Consider the following 21,152-nt stretch of genomic DNA (forward strand, 5'->3'; position numbering starts at 1 on the left):
CCCCGCGCGCGGCGGGCGGTCAGTACTTCAGCCGGGCGTAGTACGTCTGCTGCGCGGCCTCGCGCGCCTGGCCCAGGGTGTGGATGCCTTTTTCGGCCAGCAGCGGGATCAGCTTGAGGAACACCTCGGCCGTCACCATGGCGTCGCCCATCGCGGTGTGGCGCCCGATGACGGTGACGTTGAAGCGCTCCGCAATCGCCTCCAGCCGGTGGGAGTCCTGGCTCGGGTGGATGACCGCCGACAGCAGCAGCGTGTCCAGCACGGGCTGGTCGAACACCACGCCGGTCTGCCCTTCCTTGAGCTGCAGGAAGCGCATGTCGAACGCCGCGTTGTGCGCCACCAGCACCGTGTCCTGCGCGAACGCGTGGAAGGCCGGAAGCACCTGGTCGATGGTCGGCTGGCCCACCACCATCTCGGGCTGGATGCCGTGGATCGGGATGGTGGCCGGCGGGATCGGGCGCTTCGGGTCCACCAGCTGCTCGAAGCACTCCTGGCGCAGCAGCTTGTTGTTCACCAGGCGAGCAGCGCCGATCTGGATGATCTCGTCGCCCTGCGATGGGTTCAGCCCCGTGGTTTCGGTGTCGAACACGGTGTAGGTCAGCTCGGTCAGCAGGCGGTCGTCCATCGAGCGTGTCTGCTCGGTCGTCTTGAACAGGTCGAAGTCGTAGTACTCCGGGCGGCTGTCGCTGCGCACGAAGGTGGCGGCATCCACCTGCTCCTGCGGGCGGGCAAGCGGCAGCAGGAAGCGAAAAAAGGCCTGGTGGCGGATGCGCTCGCGCTCGAACCAGAAGGCACCGTTGTGCCGCTCGACCACGTCGCGCACCGTCAGCCGCAGGGTTTCGCCGCCGACCTTCATCGGGTCCAGCTCCCAGCTCATCACGGTCTCGGTGCTCATGGCCTGACCGCTCCAGATCAGGTCCAGCCAGGCCTTGCCCGCCGAGCCGGAAGCCGGCTGCAGGCGCAGCTGCACAAAGCGCACCTCGAACTCGTCGGACAGGCGCCCCGCCAAGTACACCAGGGATTGGATCAGCGAGAAGCTCTCGATTCGCAACCACAGCGCGCCGTCCACCTCGGCGGCCGACATTGGCACAGAGGTCGCCACCTCGATGCGCCTGAGCGCCGCCGTCACGAAGTCGGCGCCCAGCATGTCCTCCAGGGGCCAGCGGGTCTTGAGGCTGTCGGCCGAGCCAGCCTCCAGGTCGCCGATGCGCCGGCTCAGGGCGCCGGTCTCGTCGCGGATCACCCCGAGGAAGCGCTCGCGCATGGCCGCGTCCAGGTCGGGGTAGTCGAGCATGTCCAGCGCCGCCTGCATATTGGCCAGCGCCGCCCGGCTGCGCTCGGTGAGCGTGTGCAGCACCTGGTCCTTGGCCGCCTCGACCTCGAACTCGCGTGTGATGTTGTCCAGCATGAGCACAAATCCGGTCAACGCAGAACCCGACCCATCGGCGCCCTCGCCAGACGGCGCACGCACCGGCGCCATCTGCACCCGCAGCAGCTGCCCGGCCGGTGTGGTGGTGACGAACTGGGCCGAGGGCTGAGCGGCGCCGCGCGCCATGCGCTGCTGGATGTTCTCGAGCGCATGCGCCACCAGCTTGCGGTCGAACACGCTGTAGATCGAACGGCCCAGCCCGATCAGTTCGGCCCCGCCGGCCACGCCGGGCGCCTGCGACAGTGCGCGGAACTGCATGCGCGCCCGGTTGTTGTAGAGCAGGATGCGCCCGTCCAGATTGCACACCACCACGCTCTGGGTGAGCTCCGACATCAGCGCCGCCAGCCGGCTTTTCTCCTGCTCGATGCCGCGCGCCGCCTCGTGCACCTTGTGGTCCATCTCGCGGCGCAGGTCTTCCCGCTGCGTCACCAGCTGGTTGAACAGGCCCACCAGCACCTGGGTCTCGGCGTTGCCCTTGGGTGTGAGTTCACGCACCACATCGGTCCTGAGCAGCACCTGGGCCTCTTCGGCCAGCTGCACCGAGGGCGTCACCCACAGGTCGAACCAGCGCTTGAGGCCCCAGCCGATCACCCCCATGCCGGCCGCCCAGGTCAGCACGATCAGCACCAGGCGGTCTCCCACGGTCTGCAGCACCGCCTGGCGCTCCTGCGCCTCCATGGCCGAGCCGATGAGGCCGAAGGTCGCCCCCAGCCACAGCAGGGAGGCCACTGCGGCGGCGCCCAGCAGCCACCACAGGCGCGGGTCGGTCTTCTTCTGAAGACTCACGCGCCGCCCCCCAGCAGCTCCCGCACTTTCTGCACCAGCTCCTTGGTCGAGAACGGTTTGGTCATGTAGGCGTTGGCGCCCAGCGCGAGGCCCTTGGCCACGTCGGTGTCGCGCCCCTTGGCCGTGAGCATGACGATCAGCGTGTCGCGCACCGCTTCGTTGGCGCGCACCTCGCAGCAGACGTCGAAGCCGGTCTTGATGGGCATCATCACGTCCAGCAGCACCAGCGCCGGGCGCTCGCGCACGATGGCGTCCATGGCCTCCTGGCCGTCGCGCGCCAGCACCACCTCGTAGCCCTCTCGCTTCATCAGGAACTCCAGCGAGATCAGGATGTTCGGTTCGTCGTCGGCGATCAGGATCTTGGTGCTCATGTGTCTTGTCTCCTCGGTGATTCTGTCTGTCCATGCCAGGCCGCCAACGGCAGCGAGAACCCGAAGCAGGCGCCCTGCCCCGGTTCCGACCGCAGCCACATCCGACCGCCGAAGTGCTCGACGATCTGGCGGCTGATCGGCAGCCCCAGCCCGGTGCCACCAGGCCGGTAATGTGCGTCGCCGGCCACCTGCCGGAACTTCTCGAACACCATGGCCTGCTGGTCCAGCGGAATGCCGGGGCCGTTGTCCTGCACCTCGATGCGCACGCTGCCACCATCGCAGTCCAGGCGCAACACCACCTGTCCGTTCTCGCGCGGCGCGTACTTCAGCGCGTTCGACAGCAGGTTCAGCACCACCTGGGTCAGGCGGTCGGCATCCGCCTCCACCAGAGGCACATGCCCGGCCAGTTCCCGCTGCAGCGCCACGCCTCGCTCCCGGTACATCTCGGCCATGCTGTCGGCCGCCTGCTCGGCCACCTCGCGCAGATCCACCCCGTCCACGATCCACTCCGCATGCCCGGCCTCGATCTTGGCCATGTCCAGCACCTGGTTGACCAGGCGGCTCAGGCGCTCGGCTTCGGTCACGATGATGCCCAGGAACTGCTGCCGCTGCGCCAGCTCCATGGCGTCATCGTCCCTCATGAGTTCCGACAGCGCCCTGATCGATGTCAAGGGCGTGCGCAGCTCGTGTGTCACCGACGACATGAAGTCGTCCTTGAGACGGTCCAGGCTCTGCAGCTTCTCGTTCGCCTCTCGCAGCTCGGTGGTGGCGCGCTCCAGGGACTGCGATTTCTCCTCCAGCGCCGTCGAGTAGGCCCGCAGCTGCGAGGCCTCGTCCAGGATGCGCATGACGTCGTCGAGGTCGAGCTGCTCCTCCTCGGCCACGGAGGCCACCATCACCCGGGCCGATGCGCTGCCGATAGCGCCCGCCAGCTGCGTTTCCACAAATTGCACCAGCCGCGCGTCGGCCGGGATGTCGGCCACCTGCCCCACGCCGCGGTCGCGCGCATGCGCCTGAAGCAGCTGGGCGGCCCGGGCCGCTCCCAGGAACCGCACCATCAGGGCCTGCAGCTCGGACACCTGAGCGCGCCCCTGCCAGAACACCGGGCGTGCGCCCTCGGTGCGGTGGAACACGTCCACGAACAGCAGCGCCTGGCTGGTCTCCGCCGCCGACGGTGCCCGCCAGAGCGACACCGCCACATAGCCCCCGACGTTGGCCAGCAGGCTCCAGAACAGCGAGTGGGTCAGGTTGTCGAGTCCGCTCAGACCCAGAAAGGCCTCGGGTTTGATCCATGTCCAACCGAACAGACCATGCTCCAGAAATCCGCCTGGCAGCCAGCCCGACTTCGCCAGCGAGGGCAGCATCAGCGTGTAGGCCCAGAAGCCGAAGCCCAGCACCAGACCTGCCAGCGCGCCGCGCTGCGTCCCCCCCTTCCAGTACATGCCGCCCAGCATCGCGGGTGCAAACTGCGCCACCGCGGCAAAGCTGATCAGGCCGATGCTCACCAGCGCGTAGGCCTCGCCCGCCAGGTGGAAATACAGGTACCCCAGCAGCAGGATCAGCAGGATGGCCAGCCGCCGGATCAGCAGCAGCAGCCCGGTGAGGTCGGAGGCCGAGCGCATGCCGACGCGGTGGCTGCGCAGCAGCAGCGGCATCACCAGGTCGTTGCACAGCATGGTCGACACCGCGATGGCCTCGACGATCACCATGCCCGTGGCGGCCGACAGCCCACCAACGAAGGCCAGCAGCGCCAGACCATTCAAGCCTTCGGACAAAGGCAGCGACAGCACGAAGGTTTCCGGGTCCATGCGCTCCGGGCCGAAATGCATCAGGCCGCCGATGGCAATGGGCAACACGAACAGGTTGATCAGCAACAGGTACAGCGGGAACACCCAGACCGCGCGGCGCAGGTGCTGCTCGCGAACGTTCTCCACCACCATGACCTGGAACTGGCGCGGCAGGAAGAGCACCGACAGCATGGCCAGCAGGGTCTGCCCGGTCCACTGGGCGTAGGCGAAGGGCTGGCCCTGGTCAAACTGCAGCAGCCGATGCATGGACTCCTGCGCCCGCGCCTTTTCAAACAGGTCACCCAGCCCGTCGTACAGCCCGTAGGCGACGAACAGCCCCACCGCGAGAAACGCCACCAGCTTGACCACCGACTCGAAGGCGATCGCCGCCACCATGCCTTCGTGGCGTTCGGTGCTGTCCAGGTGCCGTGCGCCGAACACCATGGTGAACCCCGCCAGCGCCAGCGCCACATAGAGCGTGCTGTCGCGCCACCACTGCTGCGGCGGCGCCGCCGCCTCGCCCAGCGGCGAGGTGAGCACCGCGTAACCGCTGGCAATCGCCTTGAGCTGCAGCGCGATGTAGGGAACGATGCCCACCAGCGTGATCAGCGTCACCAGCCCGGCCAGCAGCGGGCTCTTGCCGTAGCGGCTGGCGATGAAGTCGGCGATGGAGGTGATGCGGTAGGTGCGCGCGATGCGGATCATCTTGCGCACCACCATCCAGGCCAGGACCATGGCCAGCATGGGCCCCAGGTAGATCGGCAGGAACCACACGCCCGAACTGGCGGCGCGGCCGACGCTGCCGAAGTAGGTCCAGGCCGTGCAATAGACGGCCATGGACAACGCATAGACCCAGGCGTTGCCGATGACCGAGCGCCCCGCCTGCGCGCGGCAGTCGCCCCAGTAGGCCACCGCAAACAGCAGCAGCAGGTAGGCAAAGGAAACACCGATGACCAGCGGGGCAGACAGCATGGTTCAGTTGCGGTCACCGCCGGGCGCGGCGTCCGGCGAACGCTCGACGATCCAGGCCAGCGCGCCGATGAGCAGTGCCCAGATCAGGAACAGCGCCGCCGGGAACAGGGGCAGCCCCAGCACGCGGATGTCATGGTCCCAGAGCGCGAGCAGCGGAAAGTTGAACAGCAACAGACCGGCCACGAACAGGGCCACCAGGCGTTGGGCGTCCAGTCCTCGAAACATGCGCGTCTCCTCGGTCGGCGACGACCTCGTGGGGTCGCCTTTGTGCCTGATTGTGCGCCAGGCACTGACCCCGGCCTTACGCTGGAGCACAAAGCAAAACGGCCGGGCAGAGCCCGGCCGTTTCGGAGGTCAAGGACCGGCGGTCACTTGGCGGAAGACGCCAGCAACTGCCAGGTGTCGACCACCGAGTCCGGGTTCAGCGAGATCGAGCTGATGCCCTCGTCGCGCAGCCACTGCGCGAAGTCCGGGTGGTCGCTGGGGCCCTGGCCGCAGATGCCCACGTACTTGCCCTCGGCCCTGCAGGCGCCGATGGCCAGCTTGAGCAGCGCCTTGACGGCTGGATCGCGCTCGTCGAAGTCGTGAGCCAGCAGTTCCAGGCCCGAGTCGCGGTCCAGACCCAGGGTGAGCTGGGTCAGATCGTTGGAGCCGATGGAGAAGCCGTCGAAGTACTGCAGGAAGTCCTTGGCCAGCACCGCGTTGCTCGGAATCTCGCACATCATGATCAGCTTGAGCTCGTGCTCGCCGCGCTTCAGACCCTTGGCCGCCAGCAGCTCGGTCACCTTGCGCGCCTGCTCCAGCGTGCGCACGAAGGGCACCATCACCTGCACGTTGGTCAGGCCCATGTCCTCGCGCACGCGCTTGAGGGCTTCGCACTCCATGGCAAAGGCTTCGGCAAAGTCCGCACTGATGTAGCGTGCCGCGCCGCGGAAGCCCAGCATCGGGTTCTCCTCGTCCGGCTCGTAGCGGCTGCCACCGACCAGCTTGCGGTACTCGTTGGACTTGAAATCCGACAGGCGCACGATGACGGGCTTGGGCCAGAACGCGGCGGCAATCGTCGCCACGCCCTCGGCCACCTTGTCGACGTAGAAGGCGCGCGGCGAGGCGTGGCCACGGGCCACCGACTCGACCGCCTTCTTCAGGTCGGCATCGACGGCCGGGTAGTCTAGGATGGCCTTGGGGTGCACCCCGATGTTGTTGTTGATGATGAACTCCAGCCGCGCCAGGCCGACGCCGCCGTTGGGCACCTGGGCAAAGTCGAAGGCGAGCTGCGGGTTGCCCACGTTCATCATGATCTTCACGTCGACCTCGGGCATGGTGCCGCGCTGGACTTCGGTGATTTCGGTTTCCAGCAGGCCGTCGTAGATGTGGCCGGTGTCGCCTTCGGCGCAGCTCACCGTCACCAGCGTGCCGTCCTTGAGATGGTCGGTGGCGTTGCCGCAGCCGACCACAGCCGGGATGCCCAGCTCGCGCGCGATGATGGCCGCGTGGCAGGTGCGGCCGCCGCGGTTGGTGACGATGGCGCTGGCGCGCTTCATCACCGGTTCCCAGTTCGGGTCGGTCATGTCGGTCACCAGCACGTCGCCGGGTTGCACCTTGTCCATCTCGCTGATGTTGTGCACCAGTCGCACGGGGCCGGTGCCCACCTTCTGGCCGATGGCGCGGCCACTGGCCAGCACGGCGCCCTTGCCCTTGAGCTTGTAGCGGACTTCGGTCTTGCCGGCCGACTGGCTCTTCACCGTCTCGGGGCGGGCCTGCAGGATGTAGAGCTGGCCGTCGGTGCCGTCCTTGCCCCACTCGATGTCCATCGGACGGCCGTAGTGCTGCTCGATCACCAGCGCGTAGTGCGCCAGTTGCTCGACCTCGGCGTTGGTCAGGCTGTAGCGGTTGCGCAGCTCGACCGGCACGTCCAAGGTCTTGACCAGCTTCTTCGTCGCGGCTTTTTCCTCGGGCGTGGAGAACACCATCTCGATCAACTTGCTGCCCAGGTTGCGGCGGATCACGGCCTTCTTGCCGGCCTTGAGCATGGGCTTGTGCACATAGAACTCGTCGGGGTTCACGGCGCCCTGCACCACCGTCTCACCCAGACCGTAGCTGGAGGTGATGAAGACCACGTCCTCGAAGCCCGACTCGGTGTCGATGGTGAACATCACACCGGCGGCGCCGAGGTCGGAACGCACCATGCGCTGCACACCGGCCGACAGGGCCACGTCGGCGTGGGCGAAGCCCTTGTGCACGCGGTAACTGATGGCGCGGTCGTTGTACAGGGAGGCAAACACCTCCTTCATCTTGTGCAGCACATCCTCGATGCCGTGCACGTTCAGGAAGGTTTCCTGCTGACCGGCGAACGAGGCGTCGGGCAGGTCTTCGGCCGTGGCAGACGAACGCACCGCGAACGAGGCATCGGGGTTGCCGGCGGACAGGCGGGCAAATTCCTCGCGGATGGCCTTTTCCAGATCGGCCGGGAAGGGCTGGTTCTCGACCATGGCGCGGATCTCGGCACCGGCCTCGGCCAGGGCGCGCACGTCCTCGGTGTCGAGCGCGTCCAGGCGGGCGTTGATGCGGTCGGTCAGACCATCGAACTTGAGGAACTCGCGGAAGGCATGGGCTGTGGTGGCGAAGCCCGTGGGCACCTTCACGCCTTGCGGCAGTTGCGAAATCATCTCGCCGAGGCTGGCGTTTTTGCCGCCAACGATCTCGACATCGTTCATTCGCAGTTTTTCGAAAGGCACGACCAGGGCGGTCGGCTCGAACAGGTTGGACATGGAAGACTCCTAAGGTTGAAAAACCGGGGGGCTCCATGCGCCAGCGGGTGACCTGTGGTTCTGTTATGGGTCGTGCACCGGGCAGGGGGCAAGCAATCTGGGCGCCCGTGATTGTAGGATGGTGCCGCCAGCCCCGGATCACCCCGCGCCGCCCTTCCCTGTGAAATCAGCGCCGGGTGCCCCTGAAATTTCTTGAACCCCCAGCGAGCCCTGCCATGCCCAACCGCACCGTCTTTTTCATCTCCGATGGCACCGGCATCACCGCCGAGACCTTTGGCAACGCCATCCTGGCCCAGTTCGAGACCACGGTCCGCCGGGTGCGCCTGCCGTTCCTGGACAGCGTGGACAAGGCCCACCAGGCCGTGCGCCAGATTAACCACACCGCCGAGGTCGAGGGCCGGCGTCCCCTGGTGTTCGCCACCGTGGTCAACATGGAGGTGCTGGCGGTGGTCAAGGAGCACTGCCACGGCATGATGCTGGACATGTTCGGCACCTTCGTCGAACCGCTGGAAGAGGAACTGGGCATCAAGTCCAACCACCGGGTCGGCCGCTTCTCGGACGCATCCAAGAGCAAGGAATACAACGACCGCATCGAGGCGATCAACTTCGCGCTCATGCACGACGACGGCCAGAGCCACAAGGACCTGGAGGGCTCGGACGTGATCCTGGTGGGCGTCAGCCGAAGCGGCAAGACACCGACTTCGCTCTACCTGGCCATGCAGCATGGCCTGAAGGCGTCCAACTACCCGCTGATTCCGGAAGACTTCGAACGCCGCAAACTGCCGCCGGCGCTGATGCCCCATCGCAAGAAGATCTTCGGCCTGACCATTGCCCCCGAGCGGCTCTCGGAGATCCGCAACGAGCGCCGACCCAATTCGCGCTACGCCAGCCTGGAGAACTGCCGGGCCGAGGTGAACGAGGCCGAGGCCATGATGCGGCGCGAAGGCATCCGCTGGCTCTCGACCACGACCAAGTCGATCGAAGAAATCGCCACCACCATCCTGCAGGAAATCCGCCCGGAGCGGCTGGCGTACTGAGGCTCGGCTACCGAGCTGGCGGCGATGCGCCACTCGCGCAGGCCCAGCGAAAAGGACCTATGCCAGTCGCGGTTACTGTCTGCGGTAAGCGTTCAAGCTCGGCTCGCCAGTTGTAGCGTACCGGCCTCTCCGGTCGAGGATGGTGCTCTGCCCGCCCGCCTCATTTTTTTTTGCTTTTGGCTGCAAGGGCATCGAATCCGCCATGGGCGTGGCGGCCCAGAGCAAAAGAGGCAAACAGCTTCATCCACAAAGTGGAACCGGCGATCGCGATCCAGTCCTGCCGCTCCAGGGCCTGGAAACCCAGCACAGCCACCAGCACCGCCACCAGCACGATCCCGCCCAGCAGGTTTATGACCATCTCGTAGGGCGCGTACTTCTCGGCATCGGGCGCCGGCAAGCCCTTCTTCAGCGCAACCTCTGAAAAATCCCGGTTGAAAAATATCCTCCAAGCCCGCCGCAGCCAGAAGAAGGCCACGGGAAAAAGGACCAGAAGGAAGATCCAGTTGAGGATGAAGACGCTCATTGTGTAAAAGTGTTGTAGACCAACAGGGTCGGATCGTATCGCCTCAATAAAAAACCCCGTTGGCAAGCCAACGGGGTTCTGTCAGGGAGGGGTAGCCCTCGCGCTCAGGCCTGGCGTCAGTGGGCCACGGCACCGCCGGCGCCCTTGGGCACGCGCACCGACTCGACCAGCGCTGCGATGTGGGCCGGGACCGGCTTGCTCACCTTGCTGACCAAGTAGGCCACAGCGAAGTTCACGATGGCACCCACGGTACCGAAGGCTTCCGGCGTGATCGTGAAGAAGCTGTTCGCTCCGCCGATCATGTCGACAAACTCGGTGCCCTTGATAAAGAAGATGCCCTTGTGTGCGAACACATAGAACAGCGTGACCAACAGGCCAGCGATCATGCCGGCGGTAGCGCCCTTGTCGTTGATGGTCTTGCTGAAGATGCCCATCATGATGGCGGGGAAGATCGTCGAGGCGGCGATACCGAACGCCAGGGCCACGGTGCCGGCCGCGAAGCTCGGCGGGTTCAGACCCAGCCAGCCGGAGATCACGATGGCCACGGCCATGGCGACCTTGCCAGCCAGCAGCTCGCCCTTCTCGGAGATGTTCGGGTTGAACACACCCTTGATCAGGTCGTGAGACACAGCCGAAGAGATGGCCATCAGCAGGCCGGCCGCGGTGGACAGCGCCGCGGCCAGACCACCGGCGGCGACCAGCGCGATCACCCAGTTGGGCAGTTGAGCGATTTCCGGGTTGGCCAGCACGATGATGTCGGCGTTCACGGTCAGCTCATTCCCCTTCCAGCCAGCGGCTTCGGCCTTGGCCTTGACGGCGTCGTTCTTGGTCGCATCGTTGTAGAACTGGATGCGGCCGTCGCCGTTCTTGTCCTCGAACTTCAGCAGACCGGTCTTTTCCCAGCGCTTCATCCACTCCGGACGCTCGTCGTACTTCAGGCTGGCTTCGGCAGCGAACAGGTCGCCGTTGGCCTTGACCACATCAGCCTTCACAGCCATCTGGCCTTCGGCATTGGTGCCGATGCCCACGGCGGTGTTGGTGGTGCCGAACAGGTTCAGGCGGGCCATGGCGCCCACCGCAGGAGCGGTGGTGTACAGCAGCGCGATGAAGACCAGGGCCCAGCCGGCAGAGGCGCGGGCATCGGCCACCTTCGGCACCGTGAAGAAGCGAACGATCACGTGCGGCAGACCCGCGGTACCGATCATCAGCGACACGGTGTAGAAGAACATGTTCAGCATCGAACCGGCCGAGCTGGTGGTGTACTGAGTGAAGCCCAGATCGGTCACCACCTGGTCCAGTTTGGCCAGCAGGGACACGTCGGTACCGGCCAGGGAGGAACCCAGGCCCAGCTGCGGCAGGAAGTTGCCGGTCAGGTTCAGGGAGATGAACAACGCCGGGACCACATACGCCAGGATCAGCACAATGTACTGGGCCACCTGGGTGTAGGTGATGCCCTTCATGCCGCCGAACACCGCGTAGAAGAACACGATGGCCTGGCCGATGTAGATGCCGGTTTCGCTGGACACACCCAGGAAACGAGAGAAGGTCACGCCCACACCGGTCATCTGGCCGATGATGTAGGTGGTGGAAGCGACCAGCAGGCACACCACTGCGGTGGTGCGGGCCATCTGCGAGTAGTAGCGGTCACCGATGAACTGGGGCACGGTGAACTTGCCGAACTTGCGCAGGTACGGTGCCAGCAGGCAGGCCAGCAGCACGTAGCCACCGGTCCAGCCCATAAGGAACACGGCGCCGCCGTAGCCCATGTTGGAGATCAGACCGGCCATCGAGATGAACGAAGCGGCCGACATCCAGTCGGCAGCCGTGGCCATGCCGTTGGTGATGGGGTGCACGCCGCCGCCGGCCACGTAGAACTCGGAGACGCTGCCAGCGCGTGCCCAGAAGGCGATGCCAAGGTACAGCGCGAAGCTCAATCCGACGAAGAGATAGGTAGTGGTTTGGAGATCCATGGTGGTCTTCCTTTTAGTCTTCTTGCATGCCGAACTTGCGGTCGATCTCGCCCATCTTCTTGGCGTACCAGAAGATCAGCGCGATGAACACATAGATCGAGCCTTGTTGGGCAAACCAGAACCCGACGGGATACCCGCCCAGCTTGATACCGTTGAGCATCGGCGCGAACAGGATGCCAGCGCCATAAGAGACCAGGAACCAGATCACCAGTACCTTGGTCAGCAGACCCAGTGTGGCGCTCCAGTAGGCCTTTGCATTGTTGTCGCTTGTCATGAAAGTCATCTCCTCTACGTGATGCACTTGCCGTTCCGGCGGGGGTGAACCGCCACGATGTGCGCACCTGGAAACCAGATTCCCAGGTACTACGTGGCGGACTTTGGTTGCGCTTCCTTACAGCTAAATTGCTGCGACCCGTCAGCTGCGGTAATCCAAGGGTAAGTCCTAGGCAAGAGGGCCCACATAGCCTCCGGGGCGTTTCCATCCAAAGGAGGACTCCATGGAAGACAAGATGGTCCAGCGCATCCTGGACAACCCCAAATACCAGCAACTCAGGCGCAAGCGTTCCAGCTTCGGCTGGTGGCTGACCGCCGCCATGATGATCGTCTACTACGGTTTCATCCTGCTGGTGGCCTTCAACAAGGAGTGGCTGTCGCAGCGCCTGGGCGAAGGCGTCATGACGGTGGGTATCCCTGTCGGTTTCGGGGTGATCCTGTTCACCATCGTGATCACTGCGATCTACGTCCGCCGCGCCAACAGCGAGTTCGACGACCTCTCCCACGCCATCATCACCGAGGTGCACAAATGAACGCCCGCACCTTGCTGCGCCCCGCCCTGACCCTCGCCTCGCTGTTCGCCGTTTCTGCCGCGGCTCTGGCCGCCGGCGCCGACCTGGGCCAGGCCGAGAAGCAGGCCACCAACTGGACCGCGATCACGATGTTCGCGCTGTTCGTGGTGTTCACGCTGTTCATCACCAAGTGGGCAGCCGCCAAGACCAAGAGCGCGGCCGACTTCTACACCGCCGGTGGCGGCATCACCGGCTTCCAGAACGGCCTGGCGATCGCCGGCGACTACATGTCCGCGGCTTCGTTCCTCGGCATCTCTGCCGCGGTGATGGCCTCGGGTTTTGACGGCCTGATCTACTCCATCGGCTTCCTGGTCGGCTGGCCCGTCATCACCTTCCTGATGGCTGAGCGCCTGCGCAACCTGGGCAAGTTCACCTTCGCCGATGTGGCGGCCTTCCGCTTCGAGCAGAAGCCGATCCGCATCTTCGCGGCCTCGGGCACGCTGGTCGTGGTGGCCTTCTACCTGATCGCCCAGATGGTGGGCGCGGGCCAGCTGATCAAGCTGCTGTTCGGCCTGGAGTACTACATCGCCGTGATCATCGTCGGCGCGCTGATGATGGTCTACGTGCTGTTCGGCGGCATGACGGCCACCACCTGGGTGCAGATCATCAAGGCCTGCCTGCTGCTGGGCGGCGCCTCGTTCATGGCCTTCATGGTGCTGTGGCACTTCGGCTTCAGCCCCGAGGCGATGTTTGCCGGCGCGGTGCAGATCAAGACCGATCTGGCGCTCAAGGACGGCAAGGTCGCCGAGGCCGCCACCGCCGCAGGCCAGTCCATCATGGGCCCAGGCAACTTCGTGAAGGACCCGATCTCCGCCATCAGCTTCGGCATGGCGCTGATGTTCGGCACCGCCGGCCTGCCGCACATCCTGATGCGCTTCTTCACCGTGCCTTCAGCCAAGGAAGCGCGCAAGTCCGTGATGTGGGCCACCGGCTGGATCGGCTACTTCTACCTGCTGACCTTCATCATCGGCTTCGGCGCCATCACCTTCGTGCTGACCACCCCCGACTTCCTGGACGCCAAAGGCGGCCTGATGGGCGGCAACAACATGGCGGCGGTGCACCTGGCCAACGCCGTGGGCGGCAACGTGTTCCTGGGCTTCATCTCGGCCGTGGCCTTCGCGACCATCCTGGCCGTGGTGGCCGGCCTGACGCTCTCGGGCGCCTCGGCCGTGTCGCACGACATCTACGGCACCGTGATCAAGAAGGGCAAGGCCAACAGCGCCGACGAACTGCGCGTCTCCAAGATCACCACGATCTGCCTGGGCATCATCGCTGTGGTGCTGGGTATTGCCTTCGAGAAGCAGAACATCGCATTCATGGTGTCGCTGGCCTTCGCGATTGCGGCCTCGGCCAACTTCCCGGTGCTCTTCATGAGCGTGCTGTGGAAGGACTGCACCACCAAGGGCGCGGTGATCGGTGGCTTCCTGGGACTGATCTCGTCGGTCGCACTGACCGTCGTGTCGCCCTCGGTGTGGGAAGCCACGCTGGGCAACCCCAAGGGCTCGGCGCTGTTCCCCTACACCTCGCCGGCCCTGTTCTCCATGACCATCGGTTTCGTCGGCATCTGGCTGTTCTCCATCCTGGACAACAGCGCCCGTGCCAAGCAGGACCGCGCGGGCTTCCTGGCCCAGCAGGTCCGCTCCGAAACCGGCATCGGTGCCTCGGGCGCATCGGGTCACTGAGTTTCTGACCTTGCCATGAGAAAGGGCCACCGTTCACACGGTGGCCCTTTTCTTTTTCCCGACGACGCCTTTGTTGTGGGGTTCAGGCTGCCACGGCAGCAGGGGCTGGCGCAGCCGCAGGCTGACGGATCAGGTGGTCGAACGCGCTGAGCGCGGCCTTGGCGCCCTCGCCCGCGGCGATCACGATCTGCTTGTACGGCACCGTGGTGCAGTCGCCCGCGGCGAACACGCCTTCCACGTTGGTGTGGCCCTTGGCGTCCACCACGATTTCGCCGAAGCGGCTGAGCTCGACCGTACCCTTGAGAAACTCGGTGTTGGGCACCAGACCGATCTGCACGAACACGCCTTCCAGCGCGACGAGGTGTTCCTCACCGCTCACGCGGTCCTTGTACTTCAGGCCGTTGACCTTGCTGCCGTCGCCGGTGATCTCGGTGGTCTGCGCGTTCACATGGATGGTGACGTTGGGCAGGCTCTTGAGCTTGCTCACCAGCACCGCGTCGGCCTTGAGCTGGTCGGCGAACTCGATCAGGGTCACGTGCTGCACGATGCCGGCCAGGTCGATGGCCGCTTCCACGCCCGAGTTGCCGCCACCAATCACCGCCGTGCGCTTGCCCTTGAACAGCGGGCCGTCGCAGTGCGGGCAGTAGGCCACGCCCTTGTTCTTGTACTCCTGCTCGCCCGGCACGTTGACGTTGCGCCAGCGCGCGCCAGTCGACAGGATCACGCTGCGCGCCTTGAGCACGCCGCCGTTCTCCATCTGCACCTGCACCAGACCACCCGGCTCGCTGGCTGGGATCAACTTCTCGGCGCGCTGCAGGTTCATCACGTCCACCTCGTAGTGGCGCACCTGGGCTTCGAGTGCTGCGGCGAACTTCGGGCCGTCGGTTTCCAGCACCGAGATGTAGTTCTCGATGGCCATGGTGTCGTTCACCTGTCCACCCATGCGCTCGGCCGCGATGCCCACACGGATGCCCTTGCGCGCCGCGTACACGGCCGCCGCGGCACCGGCAGGGCCACCACCGACGATCAGCACGTCGTAGGCGTCCTTGGCGTTGAGCTTGGCGGCTTCGCGCTCACCCGATTTCGTGTCGAGCTTGGCGACGATCTCTTCGACGCTCATGCGGCCCGAGGCGAACACCTGGCCGTTCATGAACACCATGGGCACGGCCATGATCTCGCGCTCGGTCACTTCCTGCTGGAAGGCGCCGCCCTCGATCAACACGGTCTTGATCTTCGGGTTGACGATGGCCATGAGCGACAGCGCCTGCACCACGTCCGGGCAGTTGTGGCAGGTCAGGGACATGTAGACCTCGAAGCTGTACTCGCCGTCGAGTGCCTTGATCGAGTCGATCACGTCCTGCTCGACCTTGGGCGGGTGGCCACCGGTCCACAGCAGTGCCAGCACCAGCGAGGTGAACTCGTGGCCCAGCGGCAGGCCAGCAAAGCGCACGCCGGTGGTTTCGCCGGCGCGGGCGATCACGAAGGACGGCTTGCGGGCGTCGTTGCCCGAGGTGTCCAGGCTCACCTTGTCCGACAGACCGGCGATGGTCTGCAGCAGCTCGCGCATCTCGGCGCCGGTGCTGCTCTCGTCCAGAGACGCGATCAGCGTGATGGGCTGACGCAGCATGCCGAGGTATTGCTGTAACTGGGCTTTGAGGGTGTCGTCGAGCATGGGGAACTCCTTGAATGCGGTGCGCGGCGCGCGAAGCGTTGGGGGAAGGGCGCTCGGCGAATGGCCGCCGAACGCCCGACGCTCAACACTCAGCGGGGATCAGATCTTGCCGACCAGGTCCAGCGAGGGGGCCAGGGTCTTGGCGCCTTCGTTCCACTTGGCGGGGCACACCTGACCGGGGTTGGCCGCGGTGTACTGGGCGGCCTTGAGCTTGCGCACGGTTTCCTTGACGTCGCGGGCGATTTCGTTGGAATGCACTTCCATCGTCTTGATCACGCCTTCGGGGCTGATCACGAAGGTGCCGCGCAGGGCCAGGCCTTCTTCTTCGATGTGCACGCCGAAGGCGCGGGTCAGCTGGTGCGTCGGGTCGCCGACCAGGGGGAACTTGGCCTTGCCCACGGCGGGGCTGGTCTCGTGCCACACCTTGTGCGAGAAGTGGGTGTCTGTCGTGACGATGTAGACCTCGGCGCCGGCCTTCTGGAACTCGGCGTAGTTGTCGGCGGCGTCCTCGATCTCGGTCGGGCAGTTGAAGGTGAAGGCGGCCGGCATGAAGATCAGCACGGACCACTTGCCCTGCAGGCTCTTCTCGGTCACTTCGATGAACTCGCCCTTGCCGGTGCGGTTGACGAAGGCGGTGGTCTTGAAGGGCTGCACTTGCGTGTTGATGATGGACAGCGCGTTGATCATGGACATGGTCTTTCCTGTGAAGAGGTTGAAGGGAATCGGAAACGGGAAGCGATGGATATCGCGACGGGGTGAATCATAGTCGACATCTATCAATTTTCAGCATTGATAGTTTACATCGGGCCGATAGCCTGTGCTGCTATGCAGCAATCTCCAATCCCGGCGACAGGCTTGGCTGGTGTGGACTGCTTGCTACAAATAGCGCAAAAAAATGTCTGCCCGGTAAATACTTTATTGAGAATCGTTTTTGTTTGCAATATCATTGAGAATCCAGCCAGCCACAGCGCCTTGCGTTGAAGCCAGCCGACAACCTGTTCGACCCGAGCTTCCATGTCCCAACGTCGCAAGAACCTGCGCGCCCGTGCCGGCCGCCCCAACCCCACTCCCTCTTCCCACCTGCCCGCCGCATCCAGCGTGATGCTGCCCCTGGGCGCCATGCTGCTGGCCAGCTCCTTTGGCGCCCTGGCCCAGACCGCCCCCGCCAGCGAAGACAAACAGCTGCCCACTGTGGTCGTGCGAGAGAAGGCCCTGGCCCCCGAAGGCAAGGACGCACTGCAGGCCACCGAAACCACCATCGGCAAGGGCAAGCAGCAACTGCGCGACATCCCGCAGTCGGTCACCGTCGTGACCGAACGCCTGATCGACGACCGCAACCTCGACACCGTCAAGGAAGCGCTCAAGAACACCGCCGGCATCACCTTCCTGGCCGCCGAGGGTGGCGAGGAAGACATCCGCCTGCGCGGCTTCGCCCTGCAGGCCACCGGCGACCTGTTCATCGACGGCATGCGCGACCCGGCCATCTACGACCGCGACACCTTCGCCATGGACCGCATGGAAGTGCTGCGCGGCTCGGCCTCGATGCTGTTCGGCCGTGGCTCCACCGGAGGCGCCGTCAACCAGGTGTCCAAGGTGCCCCGGCTGATCGACGAGCACCAGGTCGACCTCACCCTGGGCAACCACAAGTACGTGCGCGCCACCGGTGACTTCAACATCAAGACCGGCGAAAGCTCCGCGCTGCGCCTGAACGCCATGGCCACCAAGGCCGACAACAACGGCAGCGGCGCCAGCCTGGACAAACGCGGCATGGCGGTGGCCTACCGCACCGGCATCGGCGAGCGCGACGAATTCCTCGCCAGCCTCTACTACCTGGACAACAACAACGGCGTCAACTACGGCATGCCGTTCATTGCCCCGGCCCGCGGTTCCAACGACCGCACGCTGCTCCCGGTCGACCCCGACACCAACTACGGCCTGGCCAGCGACTACAACGACTCCAGCGCCACCATCGCCGGCCTGGCCCACACCCACCGCTTCAGCCGCGACAGCGAACTCAAGACCCAGGTGCGCGTGGGCAAGTTCGACCGCGACCTGCGCTCGGGCGCGATCCGCTTCTGCACGCAGGGCGTGAACCAGCAGACCGGTGCCATCACCAACCCGAACTGCCCGACCTCGGTCAGCCTGGACAACTTCGGCCCCGGCACCGTGCTCACCCGCGGCACCCACCTGAAGATCCAGAAGCTCGACTCGGTGCAGGCGCAGTCGGACTTCAGCACCAAGTTCGACGCCCTGGGCGTGAAGCACGAGCTGATCGCCGGTGTCGATGTCTCCCGCGAGGAACGCACGGTCTACGCCGCGCGCTCGGCCGCACAGGGTGGCGTCACCATCACCAAGCCCACCACCACCGTCGGCACCCCGGAAGACGGCGCCTCGGTGAACGAAGCCAGCCGCGTGCTGCGCGTGAACAACGCCTATGTGGCCACCGGCGTCGGCGCCTACGTGCAGGACGTGATCCAGGTCGCTCCGGCCTGGAAGGTCGTCGGCGGCGTGCGCTACGACAACCTCAACGGCGACTACGACATCAACGCCATCCCGGACGCCGCCCCCGGCCCGGTCACGGCCACCAAGTACCGCATGCACGTCTCCGAGTTCAGCCCGCGCATCGGCGCGCTGTTCCAGCCGACCCCGCTGCACTCCTTCCACGTGTCGGCCGGTTCGTCGTTCAACACCTCGGGCGACGCCTACTCGCTGAGCGCCTCCAACGCCGACACCGATCCGGAAAAGAGCGTCAACCTCGAACTCGGCGCCAAGCTCGACTCGACGGACAAGCGTTTCTCCACCCGCCTGGCTATCTTCCGCTCGACCAAGACCAACGAGCGCAACACCGACCCGGACCTGCCGGTCACGGTGCTCAGCGGCAAGCGCCATGTGGCGGGTTTTGAGGCCGACATCACCGGCCGCCTGACCCCGCAGTGGGAGGTCTACGGCTCCTACATGTGGCTGCCAGTGGCGCGCGTCGACAAGGCCGCCCCCTGCCCGGCCACCGGCGCCTGCGCGCAGTCGGCCATCGGCGAGCGCCCCGGCGACCGCCCGGCCCTCACGCCCGAACACAGCGGCACCGTGTGGAGCACCTACCAGGTCACGCCCCGCCTGCGCATGGGCGCCGGCCTGAACTTCCGCAGCTCGCAGAGCCCGACCCGCGTCGCCTTCAAGGTGCCGTCCTACACCACCGTCGACCTGATGGCCGAGTACACGTTCGACTTCGAACGCCTCTCGATCAAGGCCTACCTGGCCAACGCCACCGACAAGCTCTACGCGGACCAGCTCTACCCGGCGCACTACATCCCGGGTGCCGGTCGCACGCTGCAGGTGACCGCCAGCCTGAAGTTCTGATTTCAAACCCAGGCCCTCACAGCCGCCCCGCGCAAGCCGGGCGGCTTTTCCACTGAAAGCCTCCACTGCAAGACCCGGACACATACCGGCCCGATCCCACGATGCTGCTGACCCTGCCCGACATCCTGTCGCCCGACGACATCCGCACCGCGCGCGACCTGCTGCGCAGCGCCCCCTGGGCCGATGGCCGCGACAGCGCCGGCCCGCAGGCGCTCACCGTCAAAAACAACCAGCAGCTGCCGCACGACTGCGAAGCCGCGACCCGCGTCCGGCAGATGGTGCTGGACGGCCTGAACCGCTCCGCCCTGTTCTTCAGCGCCGCGCTGCCGCTGCGCATCTTCACTCCGCGCATCAACCGCTACGGCGGCGAGCACAACACCTACGGCAACCACATCGACAACGCCGTGCGCCTCAAGGCCACGGCCGCCGGCACCGAGTACGTGCGCACCGACGTCTCCTGCACCGTGTTCCTGAACGACCCCGGCGAGTACGACGGCGGCGAGCTCACGGTCAGCGACACCTACGGCACCCGTGGCGTCAAGCTGCCCGCCGGCCACGCCGTGCTTTACCCCGGCACCAGCCTGCACCAGGTCACACCGGTCACGCGCGGCGAGCGCCTGGCCTGCTTCCTCTGGGTGCAGAGCATGGTGCGCAGCGACGAGCAGCGCCGCCTGCTCTACGAACTCGACATGAACCTGCTGGCGCTGCGCCAGCGCCACGGCGAGACCACCGAAACGACGGGCCTGACCGGTACGTACCACAACCTTCTGCGCATGTGGGCCGAAACATGACAGAACCGGTCACGCTCGCCGACCACGAACGCCTGGCGCAGGAGCGCATGGACGCCGGCGCCTGGGCCTACCTGTTTGGGGGCGCCGCCGACGAAATCACGCTGCGTGACAACTGCACCGCCTGGCAGCGCCTGCAGCTGCGCCCCCGGGTGATGCGGCCACTTTCTGGCGGCCACACCCGCCGCACGCTGCTCGGCCGGGAACTGGCGCATCCGCTGCTGGTCGCCCCCATGGCCTACCAGCGGCTGGCGTACCCCCAGGGTGAACGGGCCAGCGCGCTGGCGGCGGCGGTGATGGGGCTGGGCTATGTGCTGAGCACGCAGGCCTCGGTACCGCTGGAGGAAGTGGCCCGCCTCGCTCAAGGCGAGGCCGCCCGAGGACCGCTGTGGTTCCAGCTCTACCTGCAGCCCGACCGCGGTCTGACGCGGTCGCTGGTGGCGCGCGCCGAGGCTGCGGGCTACGAGGCCCTGGTGCTCACGGTGGACGCCCCCGTGCAGGGCAGCCGCGACCAGGAGCGCCGCACCGGTTTCCAGCTGCCCCCCGGGGTGGCGGCGGTCAACCTGCCGGATGGCGTTGCCATGGCGGCTGGCGGCCCTGGCCTGTGCGGCGGCCTGGCGGAACACGCCCCGACCTGGGAGGACCTGGCCTGGCTGCGCTCGGTCACTCGGCTGCCCATCCTGCTCAAAGGCATCACCCACCCGGACGACGCCCATCTGGCGGTCGAACACGGCGCGAGCGGCGTGATCGTCTCCAACCACGGCGGCCGCACCCTGGACACCCTGCCCGCCACCGCCGCCCTGCTGCCCGAGGTCGTAGCCGCGGTGGCGGGTCGCGTGCCCGTGCTGGTCGATGGCGGCGTGCGCCGCGGCACCGACGTCCTCAAGGCCCTGGCGCTGGGCGCCAGCGCGGTGCTGGTCGGCCGGCCGGTGCTGCACGGGCTGGCGAACGCCGGCGCGACCGGCGTCGCCCAGGTGCTGCGTCTGATCTGCGACGAGCTGGAGATCGCCATGGCACTGTGCGGCTGCCGCACGCTTGAAGACCTGGGGCCTGCGCTTCTGCAGCCTCGCCCCTGAGCAGAAAATTTTTGCCCAATCCACAGAATACGAACCATTCTCATTTATAATCAACACATCGTTTTTCGGCCCAACGCGTTCACCAGAGAGCT

At 65.9% G+C, this 21,152-nt stretch carries 17 protein-coding genes; 6 read left to right on the plus strand and 11 right to left on the minus strand.

Annotation, left to right across the window (positions count from 1 at the left end):
• Positions 1 to 19: 19 nt before the first annotated feature.
• The 5 genes from HFL01S_RS15685 to ppsA all read right to left on the minus strand — a co-directional run bounded on the left by HFL01S_RS15685 (position 20) and on the right by ppsA (position 8,113).
• Positions 20 to 2,215: a 3'-5' exonuclease gene (locus tag HFL01S_RS15685; protein ID WP_066260347.1), complete on the minus strand. Its 2,196-nt coding sequence runs from the start codon at positions 2,213 to 2,215 to the stop codon at positions 20 to 22.
• Positions 2,212 to 2,586, minus strand: a complete 375-nt coding sequence (locus HFL01S_RS15690) for a response regulator transcription factor (RefSeq protein WP_066260349.1) — start codon at positions 2,584 to 2,586, stop codon at positions 2,212 to 2,214. Before HFL01S_RS15690 ends, HFL01S_RS15685 begins: the two co-directional genes overlap by 4 nt.
• Positions 2,583 to 5,345 carry an ATP-binding protein gene (locus HFL01S_RS15695; RefSeq protein ID WP_066260352.1) on the minus strand — a complete coding sequence of 921 codons (2,763 nt, stop codon included), beginning with the start codon at positions 5,343 to 5,345 and terminating at the stop codon, positions 2,583 to 2,585. Before HFL01S_RS15695 ends, HFL01S_RS15690 begins: the two co-directional genes overlap by 4 nt.
• Positions 5,346 to 5,348: 3 nt before the next feature.
• Positions 5,349 to 5,570 (minus strand): hypothetical protein, encoded by a 222-nt coding sequence (locus tag HFL01S_RS15700; RefSeq protein WP_066260354.1) that lies wholly within the window; start codon positions 5,568 to 5,570, stop codon positions 5,349 to 5,351.
• 143 nt (positions 5,571 to 5,713) lie between these two features.
• A complete protein-coding gene (gene ppsA, locus HFL01S_RS15705; RefSeq protein WP_066260355.1) occupies positions 5,714 to 8,113 on the minus strand; it encodes a phosphoenolpyruvate synthase in 2,400 nt (799 codons plus the stop codon).
• Positions 8,114 to 8,328: 215 nt separating this feature from the next.
• Between ppsA and ppsR the strand changes: the two genes are divergently transcribed.
• Positions 8,329 to 9,150 (plus strand): posphoenolpyruvate synthetase regulatory kinase/phosphorylase PpsR, encoded by an 822-nt coding sequence (gene ppsR / locus HFL01S_RS15710; RefSeq protein ID WP_066260357.1) that lies wholly within the window; start codon positions 8,329 to 8,331, stop codon positions 9,148 to 9,150.
• Positions 9,151 to 9,310: 160 nt separating this feature from the next.
• Here the strand turns inward: ppsR and HFL01S_RS15715 are convergent, their stop codons facing one another.
• The 3 genes from HFL01S_RS15715 to HFL01S_RS15725 form a co-directional block, all read right to left on the minus strand.
• Positions 9,311 to 9,673: a hypothetical protein gene (locus HFL01S_RS15715; RefSeq protein ID WP_066260359.1), complete on the minus strand. Its 363-nt coding sequence runs from the start codon at positions 9,671 to 9,673 to the stop codon at positions 9,311 to 9,313.
• A gap of 116 nt (positions 9,674 to 9,789) precedes the next feature.
• Positions 9,790 to 11,643 (minus strand): sodium:solute symporter family protein, encoded by a 1,854-nt coding sequence (locus tag HFL01S_RS15720; protein WP_066260361.1) that lies wholly within the window; start codon positions 11,641 to 11,643, stop codon positions 9,790 to 9,792.
• 13 nt (positions 11,644 to 11,656) lie between these two features.
• A complete protein-coding gene (locus HFL01S_RS15725; protein ID WP_066260363.1) occupies positions 11,657 to 11,917 on the minus strand; it encodes a DUF4212 domain-containing protein in 261 nt (86 codons plus the stop codon).
• Between the two features lie 223 nt (positions 11,918 to 12,140).
• Here HFL01S_RS15725 and HFL01S_RS15730 point away from each other — a divergent pair, with 223 nt between their 5' ends.
• Together HFL01S_RS15730 and HFL01S_RS15735 are read left to right on the plus strand one after the other, a co-directional pair.
• A complete protein-coding gene (locus tag HFL01S_RS15730; protein ID WP_066154617.1) occupies positions 12,141 to 12,449 on the plus strand; it encodes a DUF485 domain-containing protein in 309 nt (102 codons plus the stop codon).
• A complete protein-coding gene (locus tag HFL01S_RS15735) occupies positions 12,446 to 14,170 on the plus strand; it encodes a cation acetate symporter (protein ID WP_066260367.1) in 1,725 nt (574 codons plus the stop codon). Before HFL01S_RS15730 ends, HFL01S_RS15735 begins: the two co-directional genes overlap by 4 nt.
• 82 nt (positions 14,171 to 14,252) lie before the next feature.
• On the opposite strand, the gene ahpF is transcribed toward HFL01S_RS15735, so the two are convergent.
• The 3 genes from ahpF to HFL01S_RS25140 form a co-directional block, all read right to left on the minus strand.
• Complete coding sequence (gene ahpF / locus HFL01S_RS15740; protein WP_066260369.1) at positions 14,253 to 15,842, minus strand: alkyl hydroperoxide reductase subunit F; 1,590 nt, start codon at positions 15,840 to 15,842, stop codon at positions 14,253 to 14,255.
• Between the two features lie 99 nt (positions 15,843 to 15,941).
• A complete protein-coding gene (ahpC, locus tag HFL01S_RS15745; RefSeq protein ID WP_066154756.1) occupies positions 15,942 to 16,517 on the minus strand; it encodes an alkyl hydroperoxide reductase subunit C in 576 nt (191 codons plus the stop codon).
• 122 nt (positions 16,518 to 16,639) lie between these two features.
• Positions 16,640 to 16,858, minus strand: coding sequence for a hypothetical protein (locus HFL01S_RS25140; RefSeq protein WP_157538901.1), 219 nt, complete (start codon positions 16,856 to 16,858; stop codon positions 16,640 to 16,642).
• Between HFL01S_RS25140 and HFL01S_RS15750 the strand changes: the two genes are divergently transcribed.
• The 3 genes from HFL01S_RS15750 (at position 16,857) to HFL01S_RS15760 (ending at position 21,060) form a co-directional block, all read left to right on the plus strand.
• Positions 16,857 to 19,196, plus strand: coding sequence for a TonB-dependent receptor (locus HFL01S_RS15750; protein WP_084383365.1), 2,340 nt, complete (start codon positions 16,857 to 16,859; stop codon positions 19,194 to 19,196). The genes HFL01S_RS25140 and HFL01S_RS15750 overlap by 2 nt on opposite strands.
• A 101-nt stretch (positions 19,197 to 19,297) precedes the next feature.
• A complete protein-coding gene (locus HFL01S_RS15755) occupies positions 19,298 to 19,987 on the plus strand; it encodes a Fe2+-dependent dioxygenase (protein WP_066260371.1) in 690 nt (229 codons plus the stop codon).
• Positions 19,984 to 21,060 carry an alpha-hydroxy acid oxidase gene (locus tag HFL01S_RS15760; protein WP_066260375.1) on the plus strand — a complete coding sequence of 359 codons (1,077 nt, stop codon included), beginning with the start codon at positions 19,984 to 19,986 and terminating at the stop codon, positions 21,058 to 21,060. Before HFL01S_RS15755 ends, HFL01S_RS15760 begins: the two co-directional genes overlap by 4 nt.
• Positions 21,061 to 21,152 lie beyond the last annotated feature (92 nt).

The sequence above is a fragment of the Hydrogenophaga flava NBRC 102514 genome (genome assembly GCF_001571145.1).
Lineage (GTDB): Bacteria > Pseudomonadota > Gammaproteobacteria > Burkholderiales > Burkholderiaceae_C > Hydrogenophaga > Hydrogenophaga flava.